17 protein-coding genes are annotated in these 19,838 nt (G+C 67.6%); 8 read left to right on the forward strand and 9 right to left on the reverse strand.

Annotated features, from left to right (window positions below):
- Positions 1-520 (reverse strand): SDR family NAD(P)-dependent oxidoreductase (locus J5837_RS16470; protein ID WP_244756048.1); only part of this gene is annotated, 520 nt, incomplete at its 3' end.
- A gap of 182 nt (positions 521-702) precedes the next feature.
- Between J5837_RS16470 and J5837_RS15660 the strand changes: the two genes are divergently transcribed.
- The 7 genes from J5837_RS15660 to J5837_RS15690 all read left to right on the forward strand — a co-directional run bounded on the left by J5837_RS15660 (position 703) and on the right by J5837_RS15690 (position 9,646).
- On the forward strand, positions 703-1,995 hold the full coding sequence (locus J5837_RS15660; RefSeq protein WP_280518237.1) for a nucleotide sugar dehydrogenase: 1,293 nt from the start codon (positions 703-705) through the stop codon (positions 1,993-1,995).
- A gap of 41 nt (positions 1,996-2,036) precedes the next feature.
- On the forward strand, positions 2,037-3,044 hold the full coding sequence (locus tag J5837_RS15665) for an NAD-dependent epimerase (protein WP_210537719.1): 1,008 nt from the start codon (positions 2,037-2,039) through the stop codon (positions 3,042-3,044).
- 85 nt (positions 3,045-3,129) lie between these two features.
- Positions 3,130-3,753, forward strand: a complete 624-nt coding sequence (locus J5837_RS15670; RefSeq protein ID WP_210537720.1) for an XrtA/PEP-CTERM system exopolysaccharide export protein — start codon at positions 3,130-3,132, stop codon at positions 3,751-3,753.
- Complete coding sequence (locus J5837_RS15675) at positions 3,753-5,348, forward strand: XrtA system polysaccharide chain length determinant (RefSeq protein ID WP_210537721.1); 1,596 nt, start codon at positions 3,753-3,755, stop codon at positions 5,346-5,348. The genes J5837_RS15670 and J5837_RS15675 overlap by 1 nt, the downstream gene beginning before the upstream one ends.
- Before the next feature lie 40 nt (positions 5,349-5,388).
- The gene (locus tag J5837_RS15680; protein WP_210537722.1) at positions 5,389-6,129 is read left to right on the forward strand and encodes a P-loop NTPase family protein; all 741 of its coding nucleotides are present in this window, start codon (positions 5,389-5,391) and stop codon (positions 6,127-6,129) included.
- A 30-nt stretch (positions 6,130-6,159) separates the two neighbouring features.
- Positions 6,160-7,461 carry an outer membrane beta-barrel protein gene (locus tag J5837_RS15685; protein WP_210537723.1) on the forward strand — a complete coding sequence of 434 codons (1,302 nt, stop codon included), beginning with the start codon at positions 6,160-6,162 and terminating at the stop codon, positions 7,459-7,461.
- A gap of 13 nt (positions 7,462-7,474) precedes the next feature.
- On the forward strand, positions 7,475-9,646 hold the full coding sequence (locus tag J5837_RS15690) for a Calx-beta domain-containing protein (RefSeq protein WP_210537724.1): 2,172 nt from the start codon (positions 7,475-7,477) through the stop codon (positions 9,644-9,646).
- A 229-nt stretch (positions 9,647-9,875) separates the two neighbouring features.
- On the opposite strand, the gene J5837_RS15695 is transcribed toward J5837_RS15690, so the two are convergent.
- The 8 genes from J5837_RS15695 to J5837_RS15730 all read right to left on the reverse strand — a co-directional run bounded on the left by J5837_RS15695 (position 9,876) and on the right by J5837_RS15730 (position 18,982).
- Positions 9,876-10,664 (reverse strand): glycosyltransferase family 2 protein, encoded by a 789-nt coding sequence (locus tag J5837_RS15695; protein WP_210537725.1) that lies wholly within the window; start codon positions 10,662-10,664, stop codon positions 9,876-9,878.
- Positions 10,661-11,854: a hypothetical protein gene (locus tag J5837_RS15700; RefSeq protein ID WP_244756050.1), complete on the reverse strand. Its 1,194-nt coding sequence runs from the start codon at positions 11,852-11,854 to the stop codon at positions 10,661-10,663. The genes J5837_RS15695 and J5837_RS15700 overlap by 4 nt, the downstream gene beginning before the upstream one ends.
- Positions 11,855-11,938: 84 nt before the next feature.
- On the reverse strand, positions 11,939-12,580 hold the full coding sequence (locus J5837_RS15705; RefSeq protein ID WP_210537726.1) for a polysaccharide deacetylase family protein: 642 nt from the start codon (positions 12,578-12,580) through the stop codon (positions 11,939-11,941).
- Positions 12,577-13,713 (reverse strand): glycosyltransferase, encoded by a 1,137-nt coding sequence (locus tag J5837_RS15710; protein ID WP_210537727.1) that lies wholly within the window; start codon positions 13,711-13,713, stop codon positions 12,577-12,579. Before J5837_RS15710 ends, J5837_RS15705 begins: the two co-directional genes overlap by 4 nt.
- 2 nt (positions 13,714-13,715) lie before the next feature.
- Complete coding sequence (locus J5837_RS15715) at positions 13,716-15,062, reverse strand: phenylacetate--CoA ligase family protein (RefSeq protein ID WP_210537728.1); 1,347 nt, start codon at positions 15,060-15,062, stop codon at positions 13,716-13,718.
- The gene (locus tag J5837_RS15720) at positions 15,059-16,615 is read right to left on the reverse strand and encodes an oligosaccharide flippase family protein (RefSeq protein ID WP_210537729.1); all 1,557 of its coding nucleotides are present in this window, start codon (positions 16,613-16,615) and stop codon (positions 15,059-15,061) included. The genes J5837_RS15715 and J5837_RS15720 overlap by 4 nt, the downstream gene beginning before the upstream one ends.
- Positions 16,612-17,895, reverse strand: coding sequence for an O-antigen ligase family protein (locus tag J5837_RS15725; RefSeq protein WP_244756052.1), 1,284 nt, complete (start codon positions 17,893-17,895; stop codon positions 16,612-16,614). Before J5837_RS15725 ends, J5837_RS15720 begins: the two co-directional genes overlap by 4 nt.
- Positions 17,896-17,929: 34 nt before the next feature.
- Complete coding sequence (locus tag J5837_RS15730; protein WP_210537731.1) at positions 17,930-18,982, reverse strand: polysaccharide deacetylase family protein; 1,053 nt, start codon at positions 18,980-18,982, stop codon at positions 17,930-17,932.
- A 193-nt stretch (positions 18,983-19,175) separates the two neighbouring features.
- Here J5837_RS15730 and J5837_RS15735 point away from each other — a divergent pair, with 193 nt between their 5' ends.
- On the forward strand, positions 19,176-19,832 hold the full coding sequence (locus J5837_RS15735; protein ID WP_210537732.1) for a J domain-containing protein: 657 nt from the start codon (positions 19,176-19,178) through the stop codon (positions 19,830-19,832).
- Positions 19,833-19,838: the final 6 nt, after the last annotated feature.

Raw genomic sequence — 19,838 nt, forward strand, 5'->3', positions numbered from 1 at the left:
GGTTGATCGCGCGGAACCCGGGGTCGGCGTCGCACAGGTCGGCGATCAGCTGTTCCATCACCAGCTTGGTGCGGCCATAGGGATTGGTCGCGCGCAGTGGCGCGTCCTCGCGCACCGGCACGCTGTCCGGATCGCCGTAGACGGTGGCCGAGGAACTGAACACCAGCCGCCGCACGTTGGCGTCGCGCATCGCCTGCAACAGGACGATGGTGCCGCCGATGTTGTTGTCGAAGTAGTCGAGCGGCCGCTCGCAGGATTCGCCGACCGCCTTCAGCGCGGCGAAATGCAGCACCGCGTCGACCGGAGCGATGGCGAACAGGCGTTCCAGCGCGGCGCGGTCGCGAATATCGACCTGGTGGAACTCGATCGGTTTCCCCACGACCTGCTCCAGCCGGCGCAGGGCCTGCGGCGTGCTGTTCGAGAAGTTGTCGGCAATGACCAGGTCGTGGCCGCGTTCGGCCAGCACGACGGCGGTGTGCCCGCCGATGTAGCCCGCGCCGCCGCAAAGCAATATTCGCATCCGGTCCCGTCGCCCCTGTCCGTCGTGGTCGGCACTGGCGATTGTAACGTCGCGCCAGCGCAATTCAGGTCAAACGGGGTTTCGCCTCTCCGAATTGTCCTGCACGGAATGGTTTGCACGTTTCCGCTGCTGCACCCGCTAGACTTCGGGCTGCGTTTTCCACCACAGGGGACGATGTTTCGATGAATGTTGCCGCACTGCCCGACCTCGGCCAGGCCCGGATCGCCGTGATCGGCCTGGGCTACGTCGGCCTTCCGCTGGCCGTCGCCTTCGGGCGCCGCTTCCCGACCCTGGGTTTCGACATCAACGGCCAGCGCATCGGCGAGTTGCGTCGCGGCCACGACCACACGCTGGAAGTTTCCGAAGAGGAACTGGGCGCGGCCGCGCAACTGCAGTTCAGCGACGACGCGGAAGCGTTGAAGGGCTGCAACGTCTTCATCGTCACCGTGCCCACGCCGATCGACGAATACAAGCGCCCCGACCTGCGCCCGCTGGAATCGGCCAGCCGTACCGTCGGCCGCGCCATCGGCCGCGGCGGCGTGGCGATCTACGAATCGACCGTGTACCCTGGCGCCACCGAGGAAGTGTGCGTGCCGATCATCGAACGCGAATCCGGGTTGAAGTTCAACCAGGACTTCTTCGCCGGCTACAGCCCCGAGCGGATCAATCCCGGCGACAAGGAACACCGGCTGGAAACCATCCTGAAGGTGACTTCCGGCTCGACCCCCGAGGCGGCGGACTTCATCGATGCGCTGTACCGCAGCATCGTCGCCGCCGGCACGCACAGGGCCAGCAGCATCCGCGTGGCCGAGGCCGCCAAGGTCATCGAGAACACCCAGCGCGACGTCAACATCGCCCTGATCAACGAACTGGCGCTGATCTTCCACCGCCTCGGCATCGACACCCACGAGGTGCTGGAAGCCGCGGGCACCAAGTGGAACTTCCTGCCGTTCCGTCCGGGCCTGGTCGGCGGCCACTGCATCGGCGTGGACCCGTACTACCTGACCCACAAGGCGCAGCAGATCGGCTACCACCCGGACGTGATCCTCGCCGGCCGCCGCATCAACGACGGCATGGGCGCGCACGTGGCCCGGCGCACGGTCAAGCTGATGCAGCGGCGCGGCATCCAGACCGCCGGCGCCAACGTGCTGGTGCTGGGCCTGGCGTTCAAGGAAAACTGCCCCGACCTGCGCAACACCCGCGTCGTCGACATCGTCGCCGAGCTGCGCAGCTACAACGCCAACGTGCACCTGCACGACCCGTGGGTCGACCCGCACGAAGCCCATGCGGAATACGGCTTGCCGCTGGTCGAGACGCCGGAAGCCGGCAGCTACGACGCGATCGTGCTGGCGGTTTCGCACCGCGAGTTCGTCCAGCTCGGCGCCGACGGGATTCGCCGCCTCGGCAAACCCGGCGCGGTACTATTCGACGTCAAGCGCGCCCTGCCCCGCGCCGCGGTCGACGATTGTCTGTAACGGCCGCGCCCCTCACGCCCACGATTCGCCCGGAAACACCCATGCGCGTACTGGTCACCGGCGCCGCCGGCTTCATCGGCTCGCACCTGAGCCACCGCCTGCTGGAACGCGGCGACGAGGTGCTCGGCTTCGACAATCTCAACGACTACTACGACCCGACCCTGAAGCAGGCCCGGCTGGACCGCCTGCTGCCGTTACCGGGCTTCCGTTTCGTCAAGGGATCGCTGGAGGATCGCGCGGCGCTGGAAGCCGCCTTCGACGGATTCCGCCCGCAGCGCGTGGTCAACCTGGCCGCGCAGGCCGGGGTGCGCTATTCGCTGGAGAATCCGCACGCCTACATCGACAGCAACATCGTCGGTTTCCTGAACGTCCTCGAAGCCTGCCGCCATCGCGGCGTCGAGCACCTGGTCTACGCATCGTCCAGCTCGGTGTACGGCGCCAACCGCAAGCTGCCGTTCGCGGTGGAGGACAGCGTGGACCATCCGGTCAGCCTGTATGCCGCCAGCAAGAAGGCCAACGAGCTGATGGCGCATACCTACAGCCACCTGTTCGGCCTGCCCACGACCGGCCTGCGCTTTTTCACCGTGTACGGTCCATGGGGGCGTCCGGACATGGCCCTGTTCCTGTTCACCCGGAACATCCTGGCCGGCCTGCCGATCGACGTGTTCAACCACGGCCATCACAGCCGCGACTTCACCTACGTCGACGACATCGTCGAGGGCGTGATCCGCACCCTGGACCGCGTGCCCGGTCCCGACCCGCAGTACGACCCGCTGGCGCCGAATCCCGGCAGTTCCAGCGCACCGTACCGGGTCTACAACATCGGCAACCACCGGCCGGTGCAATTGCTGCACTACATCGAAGTGCTGGAACAGTGCCTGGGCCGCAAGGCGCAGATGAACCTGTTGCCGATGCAACCCGGCGACGTACCCGACACCGAAGCCGACGTGGAAGCGCTGCGCCGCGACACCGGCTATTCGCCGGCCACCGGCGTCGAGGAAGGCGTGCGCCGTTTCGTCGAGTGGTATCGCGCCTTCTACCGCGCCTGATCGTTTCCCCGCGGCCGAACTGGCCGGTTTTTGATGCGTGTCGCGTATTGATCGATCAATCGCACACACATCAGGGGACCTCCCGATGAACCGCTTCGTTGCCGGCCTTGTCGTCGTGGTGCAAGGCCTTGTCCTGTCCGCCTGCGCCACTTCCCCCGGAAAGGACGCGCCTCCGCCGCCGGCGGAAGGGGCGGTGGCCGTGGATGCCTACCACATCGGTGTCGACGACATCGTCCAGGTCAACGTCTGGCGGAATCCCGAACTGGGCATCACCGCGCCGGTGCGTCCCGACGGCAAGATTTCGGTTCCGCTGGTGGGCGACGTGACTGCCGGCGGACATACACCGGAAGAAGTGGCCAAGGACATCGAGACCAAGCTCTCGGCCTTCGTGCGCGACCCGCAGGTCGCGGTGATCCTGACCGACCTGCGCAGCCACGAATACCTGTCGCGCGTGCGCGTCACCGGCGCCGTGCGCCAGCCGGTGTCCATTCCGTATCGCCCGGGCATGACCGTGCTGGACGCCGTGCTGGCCGCCGGCGGCATCACCGAATTCGCCGCCGCCGACCGCGCCGACCTGCACCGCAACGCGGCCGGCGAAACCGGCGCCTATGCCGTCCGCCTGGATCGCATCCTCGGCCGCGGCGACCTCAGCACCAACTTCCCGGTGGCCCCGGGCGACGTCATCACGGTACCCGAGCGCACATTTTGATGGACAGCCATAACGCCCAACTTCCCGCCCGGCGCCACTATTCCGCGCCTTCGGCCACTGGCGCGGTCGCGCTTACGCCGAACGAGCTGATCCCGGTGATGATCAGCGAAGCGAAGCGCAACCGCCTGACCATGGCCGCCGTGTTCTCCGGCATCGCCCTGTTGGCCTTGCTCGTTGCCCTGCTGATGCCGGGCACCTATGCCGCCTCGACCACCATCCTGGCGCAGGAAAGCGACATCATCCAGCCGCTGCTCGAAGGCCGCGCGGTGGCGACGCGGGTGACCGACCGTGCCGGCCTGGCCCGCCAGGTGATCTACAGCCGGAAAGTGCTGGGCGAAGCGCTGCAGGCCGGCGGCTGGCTGGCGGACAAGCCGTCCCCGGTCGAACAGGACCGTTTGATGGAAGACGTGAAGGGCCGCATCGTCGTCACCAGCCCGCGCCCCAACCTGGTCCAGATCGCCTATCGCGACAGCGATCCGAAGCGCGCCTACGAGGTCACCGAACGCCTGGGCACGGCCTTCATGCAGGAAAGCCTGGCCGGCAAGGCCCGCGAAAGCCGCGAAGCCTACGAATTCATCGACAGCCGGGTCACCGACTACCACGCCAAGCTGACCGAAGCCGAGAACAGCTTGCGCGATTACCGGGCCAGGAACATCGATGCCCAGCCCGGCAGCGCCACCGATTCCAACACCCGGATCAGTTCGCTGCGAACCCAGGTCGAACAGACCCGCATGGCGTTGATGGAACAGCGCTCGCGCGCCAACGCCGTCGGCGCCCAACTGTCCGGCGAATCGGCGGTGACCGCGGTGCAGACCCGCGAGACCCTGTATCGCGCCCAGTTGCTCGACCTGCAAGGCCAGCTGGACCGCCTGCTGCTGAACTACACCGAGCAGCATCCCGACGTGGTCCGCGTGCGCCACCAGATGGCCGACCTGCAACGCGCCATGACCGAAGAGCAGCAGCGCCAAGCCTCCGCGCCCCGGGGAAACAGCCCGTTCGACCAGGCGCAGATGAACCCGATGTACCAGGAACTGCGCAGCCAGCAGGCGCAGGCCCAGCGCGACGCCGCCGCGACCCAGACGCGCCTGAACGAGGCGGAAGCCATGCTCGGCGGCGAGCTGGAGCGCAGCCGCCGCATCGCCGAATCGGAAAACACGCTGGCCGAGCTGACCCGCGATTACGAAGTGAACCGCGACATCTACCAGGACCTGCTGAAGCGTCGCGAAAACGCCCGCGTGTCGATGGAGCTGGACCGCGAGCAGCGCGGCCTGACCCTGCGCGTGCAGGATCCGGCGACCATGCCGCTGCGCCCCACCGGCCTGAGCCCGATGCACGTGGTGCTGGCCGGCCTCGCCCTGGCGCTGGCCATCCCCGCCGGACTGATCTTCCTGCGCGCGCGTTTCGATCCGCGCATCCGTTCCGCGCGCCACCTGCAGAAGGTCGCTCCGGTCGCCGTACTGACCACGGTGCCGGCCTACTCGTCTTCGCACGACCGTCGCATGCAGATGAAGCGCGACGCCATGGGCCTGGGCATGCTGGCCACGGTGGCGCTGGCCTACGTACTGGTCTATGCCCTCAAGCAACTGGCGGGATGAGGCCAGCCTCATGCCGACGTCTACCGCAAGGAAAACATCCGTGACCCTGGACAATCAGCGGCTGAAGGACCACCTCTCGCCCAATTCCGCCGACGCCCGCTCGATCGCGCCGCGCGCGGATTCGACCGCGTTGACCACGCGCGAACTGGAAGACCGGCGCATCATCCATCGCAACGATTCGGTCCGCGAGCAGGCCGACGCGTTCCGCGAGCTGCGCACCCGCCTGCTGGCGTTGGGCGGCGAGCGGAATTTCGTGACCTTGGTCGCCTCGGTCGGGCAAGGCTGCGGCGGCAGCTTCGTCGCCCGCAACCTCGCCGCGGCGTTCGCCTTCGACGACAGCAAGTCGGCCCTGCTGGTGGACTGCGATGCCCTGCATCCGTCGCAGCACGCGGCACTGCGCGTGGACACCAGCCACGGCGGCCTGATCGACTACCTGGAGGAGCGCCAGCCCGACCTCGGCAGCATCCTGTATTCCACCGGCATCCCGCGCCTGCAACTGATCCCCAGCGGCAGCCAGCGCGAGATCACCGGCGAGGCGTTCAGCTCGCTGCGCATGCGGATGCTGGTCGATTCGCTGCACAGCCGCTACCCGGACCGTTACCTGGTGCTCGATGCGCCGCCCGTCCTCGGCTCGCCGGACGCGCGCATCCTGTCGGGCCTGGCGGACCTGGTGGTGCTGGTGGCCGGCTACGGCAAGGCCACTCCCGAACAGATCGACAAGGCGGTGGCCAGCTTCGCCCCGGAAAAACTGGCAGGCGTGGTCTTCAACCACATCCCTTGAAAACGCGGGCAACCCACCGGTGGCCATGAGATGAAAAAACTGCACGTCAGGATGATGGCCGCAAGCGTTATCGCCGCATGCTCCAGCGACGCATGGGCGGCCCGGGTCGACTACACGCTGGATGCCGGCGTCGAGCAGAACAGCAACGTCACCCTCTCGCCGAACGATCCGATCGACCAGCGCTACTCGCGCGCCGGCCTCGGCTTCATCATCACCGACAACCTGTCGGCGCTGCAGGTCAACCTCAATGGCCGGGTCGAATACCGCGGCTACCGCGACGATGTGTTCGACGACACCGTGGACGGCGTCCTCTCCGGCCGGGTGAACTGGGTCGCGATCCCCGACCGCCTGTCCTTCTCGGCCGAGGACAGCCTGACGGTGCAGCCGGTCAACGCGCTCGCGCCCAACGCGCCCGGCAACCGCCAGCAGGTCAACGTGTTCTCGCTGGGACCGACCCTGCTGTTCGACTGGACGCGGACGCTGCGCGGGCGGGCGGAGCTGCGCTACATCGACAGCAATGCCGAGATCAGCGACGAATTCAATTCGAACCAGCTGACGCTGGCCATGGGCGCGATCCGCGACCTTTCCCCGACCAGCACCCTGTCGCTGCTGGCCCAGGCGCAGGCCGTCGACTTCGACAACGACGTGGTCGCGCGCGATTACCATCGCTACGACCTGTACGCCCGCTACGAACGCAGGCTGGCCCATTTCGAACTGGAGTTCGACGCGGGTTACTCGCGCATCGACTATCGCCGCGGCAAGGGCCGCACCGACCCGCTGGTGCGCGGCAACCTGAAATGGAACCCGACCGCGCAGAGCGCCTTCACCGCATCCGTTTCCAGCGAATTCTCCGATACCGCCGGCGATGCGCTCAGCAGCATCTCCATGGAGCCGCCGAGCACGGTGCCGGACAACGTGCTGACCGGCCGTGCGGTGGTCAACGCCTCGCCCTACGTGGTGCGCGGCGCCGATCTTGGCTACACGTATTCCGCGACCCGTATCCGCGTGGGCGCGAACGTCTACGCGCAGAAACGCAACTATGTCGATACCGACGCCTTCGACCAGAAGCTCCGTGGCGCCAGGGCGGACTTCGAATGGGTCCTGCGGCCGTCGCTGACCTTCGGCGTCTACGCGACCCGTGAAAAACTGCACTACACCTCGTTGTCGCGCGAAGACAAGACCGCGCGCACGGGTGCCACGCTGCGCTACCAGATGTCCCGCCACTGGAGCACGGCATTCAGTTGGGAACACTACAAGCGCGACAGCACCGACGCCGGACAGACCGTCGGGCAGAACATCGCCTACCTGAGCATTTCCTACAGCAATCGCTGAGGATCATCCCCCCATGACCACGCCATCCCTCTCCCATCCCTCCATCGGCACGCGGATCAAGTCCGCCGGCCGGACGCTGTCGCTGGCGGTGTTGACCATCATCCTGTGCCAATGCGGCGGCGGGGGCGGGAAAAGCGCGGCATCTCCGTCGACGCCAACGCCCCCGACCACGCCGACGCCGACCCAGCCCACGGTCTCGATCAGCAACGGCAGCGCGACGGAAGGCTCGGCCCTGGCGTTCACGGTCAGCCTGTCGGCATCCAGTTCCAGCAGCGTCACGGTCAAGCTGAGTACCGCCAACGGCACGGCCGTCGCCCCGGCCGACTACACCGCCCAGAGCGGCGTGACCGTCACCATCCCGGCCGGCAGCACCAGCGCAGCGGTCAACGTGCCGACCGTCAACGACACGACCTACGAAGGCAACAAGACCTTCACCGCGACGATCAGCAGCCCGACCAATGCAACGCTGGGTACCGCCACCGGAACCGGCACGATCATCGACGACGAAGAACCGACATCGCCGCCCCCGCCTCCGCCGCCCCCGCCGCCCGTTCCGGCCGGCCAGGACGCCCTGGTCGTCGACGTTTCCTATGTGAATCGCAATTCCGCCGCCTTCACCCGTTTTCGCGAGTGGGTCGATTCCGGCCTGACCAGCACCCCCTACGGCTACTCGGCCTACGATCCGGCCTTCATGTACCTGCTGGTCAACGATGCGAAATACTGCAACCGGGCGGTGAGCCTGGCCGACGCGCAGGTCACCGAAGCGGAGGCGGCGATCAGCGCCGGCGGCAGGCCCGCGATTTCCGGCGATTCCTATCTTGAAGTCGGCCCCATGATCGCCGACGTGGCCATGACCCTGCACGCGTGTCCGAGCTTCGTCGACCAGGCCAAGCGCACCCGCTGGTCGGCCTATGCCGAACAGGCGATATGGAACGTGTGGCACCACAACGAAGCCACATGGGGCGGCAAGCTGTTCTCGTGGTCGGGCTGGTCCACCGACAACCCGGGCAACAACTACTACTACAGCTTCCTCGAAGCGACCATGTACTGGGGACTGGTGGTCAACAGCACGACCTGGTTGAACGACCTGCGCCAGAACCGCCTGCCGCCGCTGCGCACCTACTTCGCGGCACTCCCCGGCGGCGGCAGCCGCGAGGGCACCGGCTACGGCACCGCGCACATGCGCCTGTTCGCCGTGTACCGCGTGTGGCGCGACAGCACCGGCGAAGACCTGGCCAACGCCAGCCCGCATGCGACCGACAGCATCTTCTACTGGATCCATGCGACGGTCCCGACCCTGGATCGCTTCGCGCCGATCGGCGACCAGTCGCGCGACCGCGAGGCGAACCTGTACGACTACCAGCGCCGGCTGATGCTGGAAGCGCGCAAGCTGACCACCAACGCCCAGGCCTATGCCTCGTCGTCGTGGTGGCTGAACAATATTTCGGTCACTAACATGACCAGCGCCTTCAACCGCCGCTTCGACCTGCTGCCGGCCGGCAGCACCGGCGGCCCGCCTACCGACCTGATCTACCACGCCACCGGCGTGGGCCATTTCTTCGCACGCACCGGCTGGGACCGCGCGGCCATGTGGATGTCGATCGTCGCCGGCCCGTACAACGAAAGCCACGCGCACCAGGACCAGGGCTCGTTCTCGTTGTACTCCAACGGCTGGCTGGCGGTCACCGCGAATATCGAAGCGCCTTCGAATGGCATCAACCAGGGCACCGACGTGCACAACCTGGTGCGCTTCGTGAACAACGGCACCGTCGCCCGCCAGTGCGAATCGACTTCGCGCGCCTCGACCCTGAGCGTCACCCCCGGCACCGGCGGCGCGTTCACCGCCACCGCCAACCTGACCCCGGCGTTCTGCGACAACAACGCGGTGACCTCGTGGACGCGGCAGTTCACCTTCGGCAGCCGCAAGCTGACCGTGCGCGACCAGTTCGCGATCACCGCCGGCACCACCGCGACCTTCCAGGTCAACACGCCGGTACAGCCCGTGCTGGTCAACAGCCGCGAAGCCACTGCCGGCCGCCTGCGCGTGCGCGTGCTCGAACCGGCCAACGCCACCATCAGCAGCAACTTCAGCTCGGGCAAGTACATCGAAAGCGGCGGCGGCTTCCGCATCGACGTGAGCGGCGGCACCACCGGCTACTTGGTGGAACTGAGCGAAGTCCAGTAAGCCGCGACTCGCAATGGAATCTCCTTCTCCCCGCGTGCGGGGAGAAGAGCCTGCCCTCGAGTGCTTTAGTCGGGGGTGGCCGCAGGCCGGATGAGGGGTGGCCCGGAGCCGACACACTTTCGAGGGCCACGGCAATTCGAGTGCGAAAGGCCCCGACTTTCCCTGCGCTCGATAGGACTTTGCTTCGGAACGGACACCAACTCCGGTCGCCCCTCACCTTCGGCCAGCATCAAACCCCGCCGCGCTTGCGCAACGCGTGCTTCACGTACTGCAGCATGTACCAGGCGGCGCGCGGCGGCGACAGTCCTTCGACTTCGCGATAGATGCGCCACTGCCAGCCTGCGGCGCGCAGCTTGTTCGCCGACACCGATCCGTTGCGCACCAGGTAGAACGCCAGTGGTTCCGTGCCGGGCACGCAGACCGCGCGACCTGCGCGCCGCACCCGATCCAGCCAGAACACATAGTCCTCGTGGCCAAGGCGTTGGAACTCGACGTCGCCCAGGCGCCGGTCGTACATGCCGGTGAGATTGCCGATGTGGTTGCTGCCCAGCATCTCGCGGTATCCGACTTGTGCCGGCGGTTGCACCCGCGACAACAGGCGTCCGTCCTCGGCGACGCGCTGGTAGGCTGCGTAGCTGACCAGGGCGTCGCGCTTGCGCATTTCCGTGAGCTGCAGTTCCAGCTTGCGCGGCATCCACCAGTCGTCGCTGTCCAGGAACGCGACATGACTGCCGCGCGCGGCGGCAATGCCGGTGTTGCGCGCGGCGGCAACCCCGGCGTTGGTCTGGTGCAACGGACGGACCCGCGCGTCGCGCGCGGCGTATTCGGCGATGATCGCCGCCGAACCATCGCGCGAGCCATCGTCGACCAGGACCAGCTCCAGCGCGGCGAAGGTCTGCGCCAGCACCGAGTCGATCGAGCGCCGCATCGTCGACTCGGCGTTGTAGACCGGCATGATCACGCTGACCAGCACATCGCCGGTCGCAGCCGCGGGATCGGGGATCGGCTCCGCGTTCATCGCGGATTGCGTCCCGATCCGGCCCAGGAGGATTTCGGCGCCGGCAGCAGGAAGTCGCGATAGTCGTGCGGATTGCCTTCGCGCCCCGCTTCGGCGGCCTTGGCGATGTTGTAGGCCTCGCGCGCGCTCACGTAATGCAGCACGAAGCGCTTGCCGTCGTTGTAGGCCGATTCCAGGTAGGCATGCATGGCGTCGGTGCGCGGGCCGAGCAGCGTGTCCATGTCGGCTTCCTGGGTGCCGTGGGTGTGGATCTTCACGAATACCCATTCCGGCCGTCCCAGCACATGCACGCCGGTGCGCACCCAGGCGTCGACGCGTTGCGGCGTCGGCGGTTGTCCGCCGCGCACGTCGGCGTTCTCGATGCGCGGCACGATGCCGAAACGGCGGTCGCGCCAGTTCAGGCCCAACGGCCCCTGGATCAACAGCAGGTCGCCCTGGGTTTCGCCGCCGACGTACGCCGGCACGCCGGTATCGTGGGACTTCGGCCGGCCGGGATCGTCGGTGGCGTAGTAGATCGAATTGATGGTCCGGGTCTGCGTGTCGCTGGGCGCGGAAGGCAGGGTGAAGTCCGCATAGCAGCCCAGTTCGCGCAGCAGGGTGATCTCGTTGTCGATGCCGCACCAGCGGCCGTCCGGGCGCGAGTTGTCCAGGCACCAGTTGCCGTGGATGAAGCCGAAGCGCAACTCGCCGCTGGCCGGATCGCGCGGCAGCGCGCCATGCCGCTGGTGCAGCGTTTCGCAGAACCCGGACAGGGTGCGGCGGAAGTTCGCCTCGGTGTCGTTGTCGTGGTGCAGGTGCACCTCGATCTCGCCGTAACCGTCGGCGCACAGCTCGGCCAGCTTGTCGAGGTGCTCCGGCGCGTATTCCTCTTCCGGGTAGAAGAAGCTGTGCTGCGGCGGGCGGCCGTCCGCATCGCGATGGCGCTCGGCGAGCGCGCGGTAATCCCGGCACCAGCGATCGACGCGCGCGCGCTGGGTGTCGATGCCGGCGCCGTGCCAGCCCGGTTCGAAGTGGTCGACGAAGCAGAACATGACATGCACCGGGCGATCGTCGACGCGCGGCGGAATGCGCCGCAGGTAGCTGCCGATCCATATCTGCATGTTGCGCGCGCGCAGCATCAGCCACAGCGCCAGAACCGCGAAGGCGGCGCACGCCAGTACCGCGGCCAGCCAGTAGATCCCGTTATCCAAGCTCTTCTCCCCTCAACGGACCGATTCCGCCGCCGGCAGGCATCCATCGCTCATCGGCCTTTCCCGCTTCGTGCGATGCGCGGATCATGGGTGGACCGGCAGCGCGCACATCGAATAGCCCTGCGCCTTCCATTCCGGCAGCAGCGTCCGCAACAATTCCAGGGCAAGTCCGCCATCGTCGTGCATCAGCAGGATGTCGCCGCTGCGCACCGGGTTGCGCCGGATCGCCGGCAGCACATCGCCCAACGGACGCCGGTTGTAGTCGAGGGTGTCGTAGGACCAGTAATCGATGCGCCGCCGCTCGCGTATGCAACGCAGCAGCATCGGCAGCGTCAGCACCCCGCGCGGCGGCCTGAACGCATGCCTTTCGAGCCCATCGACCGCCGACAGGGCGCGGTCGGTGCGCGAGATCTGCTCGAACTGCTCGGCCAGAGACAACTCGTCGAAGCGCGGATGCGAATACGAATGGTTGCCCAGGGCATGCCCTTCCGCGTGGATCCGCCGGGTCAGTTCGGGATGCCGTTCGATCTCCTGCCCGATCAGGAAGAACGTGGCCTTGGCCTGGTGCTCCCGCAACAGGTCCAGTAGCGGCGGCGTGTGTTTCGGGTTCGGGCCATCGTCGAAACTGAGGTACAAGCGTTTGCCGTCGACTGGGCCGGCGGTGTTGACCCATGCGTTCGGCAGCATGTGCAGCAACTTCAGCCGTCGCGGACGCGGATTGCTCATGCGGCCTCCATCGTCGCTGCGCCGGCGGCGTGTTTGCCCGCATACAGGCGCTGGTAACGCGAAGCCATGGTCCGGAACGAGCCCTCCGCGACGATCCATTCGCGTCCTGCCTTGCCCATCCGTTCGGCCAGTTCGCGGTCCTGCAACACCTCGGCCAACGCGGATGCAAGCGCCCCGGTATCGGCAGATGGCACCAGGCGGCCGTTGCGTCCGTCGTGGACGATCTCCCGGTTGCCGCCGACGTCGGTGGCGACGATCGGCAAACCCGTGGCGCAGGCTTCCAGCAACGCGACGGAGTACCCCTCGCTGAGCGATGGCAGTGCGAACGCCTCCATGCCCGCCAGCAGGCGCGGCACGTCGTCGCGGTCTCCGAGGAAACGCACCGCGTCTTGCAGGCCGAGCCGGCCGGCTTCGTCCTGCAGCGCAGCGCGCATCTGGCCGTCGCCAACGACCGCCAGCACCGCCTGCGGCACCTGCGCGCGCAGCACGTGCAGCGCATGCAGCAGCCGCGGCTGGTCCTTCACCGGATGCAGTCGCCCGACCGTGCCGATGATGCGACTGTCGTGCGGCCAACCGAGTTCGGCCGCGAGGGCGGCGCGCGCCTGCGCGGTGGCCATGGCGAACCGTTCCAGGCGGATGCCGTTGGGAATGGCCAGCAGTTCGCCGCGCGGGCGCACGCCCTGTGCGGCGAAACGCTCGCGCGCGGCTTCGCATACGCCGACCACGTGGTCGGTCAGCGGCATGCTGCGCCGATACAGCCATTCCTTGCGGCTGCCGGCGTTCGCCATGCCCATGCCGTGGCGCGTGTTGACCACGCAGCCCAGCGGCAGCCCCCAGCCGGCGGCGACCGCGTGGTAGTGCGCGGCGGCGTTGTGGGTATGCAGGACCGCACCGGGACTGCGCCGCAACGACGCCCGCATGCGCCGCATTCCAGCGACGTCCAGCCCGGCGCCCTTGCGGCAGGCTTCGACTTGGACGCCCTGCGCAACCAGTTCCGAGGCCAGCTGGCCTGGTTCGTACAGGCACAGCACCCGGCACCGGTGACCCGCTTCGCGTTGCGCGGCGACCAGGTCGAGCACGGTCCGTTCCAGGCCGCCGCGCGCCAGGTTTTCCACGCAATGGACGATTTCCATGGTCACGGCAGCTCCGAGATGGTCACGCGCTGCTTGCCGGTCGCGGTCAGCGGCAGGTCGTCGGCGTAATGGAAGTTCAACGCGACTTCCCCGCCTACTACCTTGGCCAGTTCGCCCCGCACCAGTTCGACCACGGATTCGTCGAAATCGTGGTCGCGCACCAGGGTGATGTCGAACGCATCCAGGCGCTTCTGCACGACCTGGTAGCGACGGATGCCGGTGGCGCGGAGGAAGGCGTAAACCACGTATTCGCCAGGCACGTAGCGCCCGTCCGGCGTGCGCAACGCGTCCAGCCGGCGTCCGTCCACGCTGGCCAGCAGCGGCAACGCCCGCCCGCAGCCGCAACGCGCGGCGGTACCGGGGGTGGCCAGATCGCCGTTGGCATAGCGCAGCAATGGCATGCCGTAGTTGTGCAGGTCGGTGACGACGACATCGCGCGGTCCGTGGCCGTCGCTGCCGACCGCGCCACCCAGCTCCATCCGCAGGTGGTCGGCGTTGACGTGCAGGCCCTGCCGGTGCTCGCATTCAGCAGCGATCAGCATGAACTCGCGGCAGCCGTAGGTGTTGTATGCGGGGCAGCCGAACGCGCGCTCGATCAGCTCGCGCTGGCTTTCGTGCAAGGTTTCCGCCGCAGCCAGCACGCGCTGCGGACGCCATGGCTTGCGCCCGTTGGCCAACAGCCATTCGGACAACTTCACCGCCGGCGCGACGTAGGACACGATGGTTTCGGGACGGAAACGGTCCAGCGCATCCGCGTACTCGGCCATGCGCGCTTCGCTCATCTCGAAGGCGTTGAGCATGTGCCGGTTGAACGCTGCGTGGTACAGCCGGTCCTTGCGCTTCTGCTTGCCCGGCGACAGGCCCCACAGGTAGAGCGTGCGTTGGCCCAGGCGCGCGCCGGACCAACCGTAGCCGCGCCACATGATCGCCAGGCGGCGCTCGTAGCTCTCGCGGGTATAGCCGAAGCGCAGCGGCTCGCCGGTCGAGCCGCCGGTGGTCTTGTACAGCAGGCCTTCGCGACGATTGTCCGCGATCAATTGTTCGAAGTTGGCGCGGATGGTCGGCTTGTCCAGCACCGGCAGGCGCGCGTAGTCGGCGAAGCTGCGGATGTCGCCGGGGCCGGCGAGGCCGAGTTCCTGCCATTGCCGCCGGTAGAAAGGCACGTTTTCCCAGCAATGACGCAGCAGATCCTGCAGTCTCCGCCACTGCAGCGCCTCGAGGCCTTCCGCGTCCAGCCACTGGCTGCGCTCGTATTCGCGCAGGTAACCCAGGGTATCGCGCCGGCGCAATCCGGATTCGTACAGCGGGAACAACGCCCCGCGGAACAGCGACTCGTACAATCCGCTCATGGCGAACCTCCTGCAGGCGCGCGCTGGAACGCCCATTCCAGCAGGCGCGCGCCCGCGCGCGGCCGGCCGGCGGCGAAACGTTGATGCAGGTGCTGCAGGTGCTCGATGTCGCCGCGGCTCCAGCAGCCCAGCAGCAAGGTCGACAGCGCATAGACCAGGGCCAGCACCACGCCGCCGCCCAGCACCGACACCCAGGGCAACACGTGGTCGCGCAACGGGAACGCGACCAGCGCCGCGATCGTCGCCGCCAGCGCCACTCGACCCAACCGTCCCCAATCGAGCGAAGCGCCGCTGGCCCGGCACGCCAGGACGATGCAGCACACGGGACTGGCCACGCCCAGGAAGGTGTAGGCCGCCACCGCTCCGTTCAAACCGAAATGCGGAATCAGGGCCGCATTGAGCACCAGCTTCATCAGCGCGAAGAACGAAACCACGATCAGCACGCTGCGCTGGCGGTCGGCGCTGATCAGCAGGCTGGAAGCGCCGCTGCCCATCATGCTGGAACACGCCCCGATCAGGCAGAAGGCGAAGACCGCCCCTGCCGGGATGTATTCCTTGCCGTACATCAACAGGATGGTGTCGCCGCCGAACACCACGCCGAAAGCGATCAGCGGCAGCCCCAGCAACGCCAGGTAGGCGGTGGTGCCGACGAACCGGCGCGCGGCGATCTCGCGGCCCTGGCTCAGTGCACTGGCCATCATCGGCAGCAGCAATGCGCTGAACACGCCGGGCACCAGCGCGGTCGCGCCGACCGCGAGCTGGTAGGCCACCTTGAACTGTCCGGCCGCATGGCTGTCGGCATGCATGTTGAGGAACATCACCTCGACCTCGCTGGCCGAGAAGAATCCCACCGACACGCTCAGCGCCGACCAGGCCACGTGCCTGCGCACGCGTGCCAGCAATTCCGGCGGCAGGGTCACGCCGGGCTTCCATTCCGGCAGCAGCGGCGCGATCTGGCGACGCGAGATCCACAGGAACACGCAACCCGACAACAGGAACACCCCCAGCAGCCAACCGACCGACGCGTCCATCCACCAGGCCATGGCCACCAGGGCCAGGTTGATCGGCGTGGCCACCAGCGCCACCGTCGCGGTCGCCTTGAAGTTCTCGAAACCCTTGGCGACGCCGATGTTGAACATGTACGACGAACGCAGGGCCACGGCCACCACCAGGAAGCCCAGCAACAGCCAGTGGTTCCAACCCGGCGCGAACTTGTTGCCGAACGACATGAACACCACGCCGCCGACCAGCAGCAGGCCCAGCAGGAACAGGTTCTGCACCCTGCGCAGGTGGCTCAGCATCGGCGGGATCAGTTCGGGATTGCCGCCGCCGCGAAGCTCGGCGACGAACTTGATCGCGGCGCTGGCGCTGCCGGCATTGGAGATCGCCACGCCCACCGCGACCATCCAGATGACCATGCTGTAGGCGCCGAAATCCTCCGGCCCCAGGTAGCGGGCGATGATGATCGACGTGAGCATGCCCAGGGCGTACTCGGTGTACATGCCCACCGAGGAAAACAGGGCATTGCTCAGGGTGCGCGCGCGGTTGTTCATGCCATTGCCAGGAGTACTTTGACCACGATGTACAGCCCGACGGCGCCGACCGCGCCGTAGATGGGCCAGCGCAACAGATCCTGGTCCAGGCTGAAGGCCGGAAGGCTCGGGTATTGCCTGCGCAAGCGGGTGTAGTTGCCCACGACCAGGGCCACCAGCAGGTACAGGATGACGACGTAGCTGCGGCTGAGGAAGAACGCCGCGGTGAAGAATCCGCACAGCGACAGCAGCAGGCAGAAGGTCAGCGCGCGATCGCTGCGCCAGTGCGCCAGCGCGATGTCGTCGGGCACCTCGGGCGGCACGTCCTCGATGATGTCGTCGCCGCGGCGCAGCGGCGCGAGGGTCATCCGGAAGCTGTAGCCGACGATGGCCAGCCACACGGTGAAACCGATGATGCCCAGCTCCGCCAGCACCAGCACGAAGGAATTGTGCGCGGTCAGCGGGTTGTAGTCGGTGTAGTTGCCGGCGCCCACGCCGAAAATCGGATTCTGCCGGAACATCTGCACGCCCTCGTACCACGACTCCACGCGCCCCATCGCGGACTCCTCGGACACGTCCATTTCCTGCAGGCGGGAGGGCAGCATCATCAGGCCGGTCAACGCGACCGAGCCGAGGATGCCCGCGGTCAGCAGGCCGCGCTTGCGCCAGACGTAGACCGCCAGCAACGCCAGCGCGGCCAGCAGGGTGCCGCGCGAATTGGTCAGGTAGCAGCCCCACAGCAGCAATCCGGCCACGGCCAGCCAGAACAGGCGGCGCAGGCCCATCAGCCCGCCCCGCGCGCTCAGGTAGAACGCCATCGGCAGGCACATCACGAACAGCAGGCCCAGGTCGTTGGGATCATTGAAGATGCCCACGTACTGGATGCGCGTGCCCTGGGAAAGCTCGACGCCCGTCCAGCCGATGCCGGTCGAGGCCTGCTCCACGCCATGCAGCGCCAGCACCGCCGCGCACACCGTCAGCACCGCCATCGTGGTTTCCAGGCGCGCCCGGGTATCGACCGCGTTGGCCAGCAGCACGTAGGCCAGCACGGTCGGCGCGAACGCCGAGAACACGAACAGCGAACCGCCGACCCAGCCGTTGACCACCTGGGAGAACATCGCCACCACCAGGAACCCGGCGATCAGCAGGTACTGCGGCGCCGCGAACGACTTGCGCGAGGAGAAGAGCCACATCCCGGCGGCCGCGAGCAGCACCAGCGATTGCAGCGGCGGGCCCGGCGATTCGGCCACCGCAGGGTAGTCCTGCGGCCGGATGATCACCAGCGCCAGATAAATCAGCATGAGGGGGAACATCGGTCGTGCTTGCTCCGTGGGTCTAGCCGTTGCGCAGCCGGGGCGAATAGGCGAACACTTCCGGCGCGGTCAGCATCGCCTCGAACCAGGCCTGGTCCATCTGCCTTTCGACCGACAGGCGAGGCAACGCGAAACGCGAGGATTCGCCGACCGCCGCCACGCCGCCGATGTAACTGCAGGCCATGCGGTAACCCGCCTCCCGCACGGCCGCGATGGTGTCGCCGTCGTAGGCGTCGGGACCGCCGACCGGATACGAGAGCGCCGACACGGTGCCGCCCAGCTCGCGCTCCAGCGTGCGCTTGGATCCGGCGACTTCGGCGACCATGCGCTCGCGCGGCAACTTCGACAGCATGTTGTGGTCGATGCCGTGCGAACCGATCTCCATGCCGTGGGCGTGCATCTCGCGCAGCTGGTCCCAGCTCATCGGCCGGCAATCCGCGGGGGCCTCGGCCCGGCGCATGCCCCAGCGTTCCTCCAGCCCGACGATCAACGCGTTCTGCGCTTCGGCGTCCAGCGACTTCAGCCGGTCCAGCAGCGCCGCCGCCTGCGCGCGGCGCGCATCCAGCGTCGGCGCCAGCGCCCAGTCGATGTCCAGTTCGGGCAACTGCAGGCGCCCGGCCGTGCTGCGGCAGACCATGTGCACCAGCCAGTCGAATGCGAACGGCCGCCCGCTGTCGATGTGCCCGGTCGACACGAAGAACATCGCCGACAGGCCGAATTCGCGCAGGATCGGGAAGGCCAGCCGGTAGTTGTCGTCGTAGCCGTCGTCGAAGGTCACCAGGACCGCGTTCCTGGGCAGGCTGCGCCCGTGCTCGATCCGCTCCACCACCTCGTCGAAGCGCATCGGCGAAAAATGCCGGCGCAGGTAGGCCATCTGCCCGCGGAAGGCTTCCACGGACGCGCTGATCAGTTCGACATCGAAATCGAAGCCCGGCGGATCGACCGATTCCAGCACGCGGTGGTAGGCCAGCACGCGCAGGTCGTGGCGGGTCAGCCCGCGCAAGCCGCGCAACAGCGGCAACATGCCGGCGCGATGGCACCAGCGTGCGAGCAGCGGCCGTCGTCCGACCGGCATGCCCGTCTGCGTGGAAATCCCCCCGTCCGTCATCGTTCCGGTCAATTCCTTCCGTTGCATTGCATTACGCGAAACGCGGCGTATTCCGGTCATGCGACCGCACGCATGGCCTGCGCGGGACCCGCTTCGCGTTTGCACGAAGAGGTGCGAAGGACTTCTCGGGTTCGCGCCGGAGGCCACAGGGGAAGCATGCATGGCGGATGAAACCGTCTTCGACGCGTTGTACGAGGAATTGGGCCTGCGCGCCGAATGCGCGCTGGACGATTTCAAGCGCGCCTACCGCAGGCGCGCTTCGCAGCTGCATCCGGACCACTCCGGCGCTGCCGCCGACATGTCGCGCCTGCAGCGCCTGAACGGCCTGTACGACGCCGCGCTGGACTTCCACCGCACCTACGGGCGCCTGCCCGGCGGCCGCCCGGCGCCGCAAATCCACCGCATCACCGCGATCGAATCGTCCGACCCGCCACCGGCATCGTCAGGGCGTGACGATCGCCCCGTCCGTCGCAAATGGTACTTGCTGGTCGGGGCCGCGCTGGCCCTGCTGCTTTACTGGCTGGGACTGCAGCGCGGCAACGCGCCCTCGCTCGACCCGGCGGGTCCAGGCGACGAAGTCGCGCCGGGCCTGTTCCAGCCGCACACGTTGCAACTGGGATTGGGCATGGACCAGAAACTCGCCCGCGACATCCTCGGCGAACCCGACAACGAAAGCGCGACGCGCTGGGATTACGGGCCGTCGTGGGTCGAACTGCAATGCGGCAAGGTCATCGGCTGGTACAGCTCGCCGCAGCGTCCGCTGCGCGTCGACCAAGATAGCGCCCACGCCGCACCGACGCCGGCGCCGGGCTGCTGACGTGGA

Origin of the sequence: Pseudoxanthomonas helianthi, assembly GCF_017939625.1 — a bacterium.
In the GTDB taxonomy this organism is placed as follows: domain Bacteria; phylum Pseudomonadota; class Gammaproteobacteria; order Xanthomonadales; family Xanthomonadaceae; genus Pseudoxanthomonas_A; species Pseudoxanthomonas_A helianthi.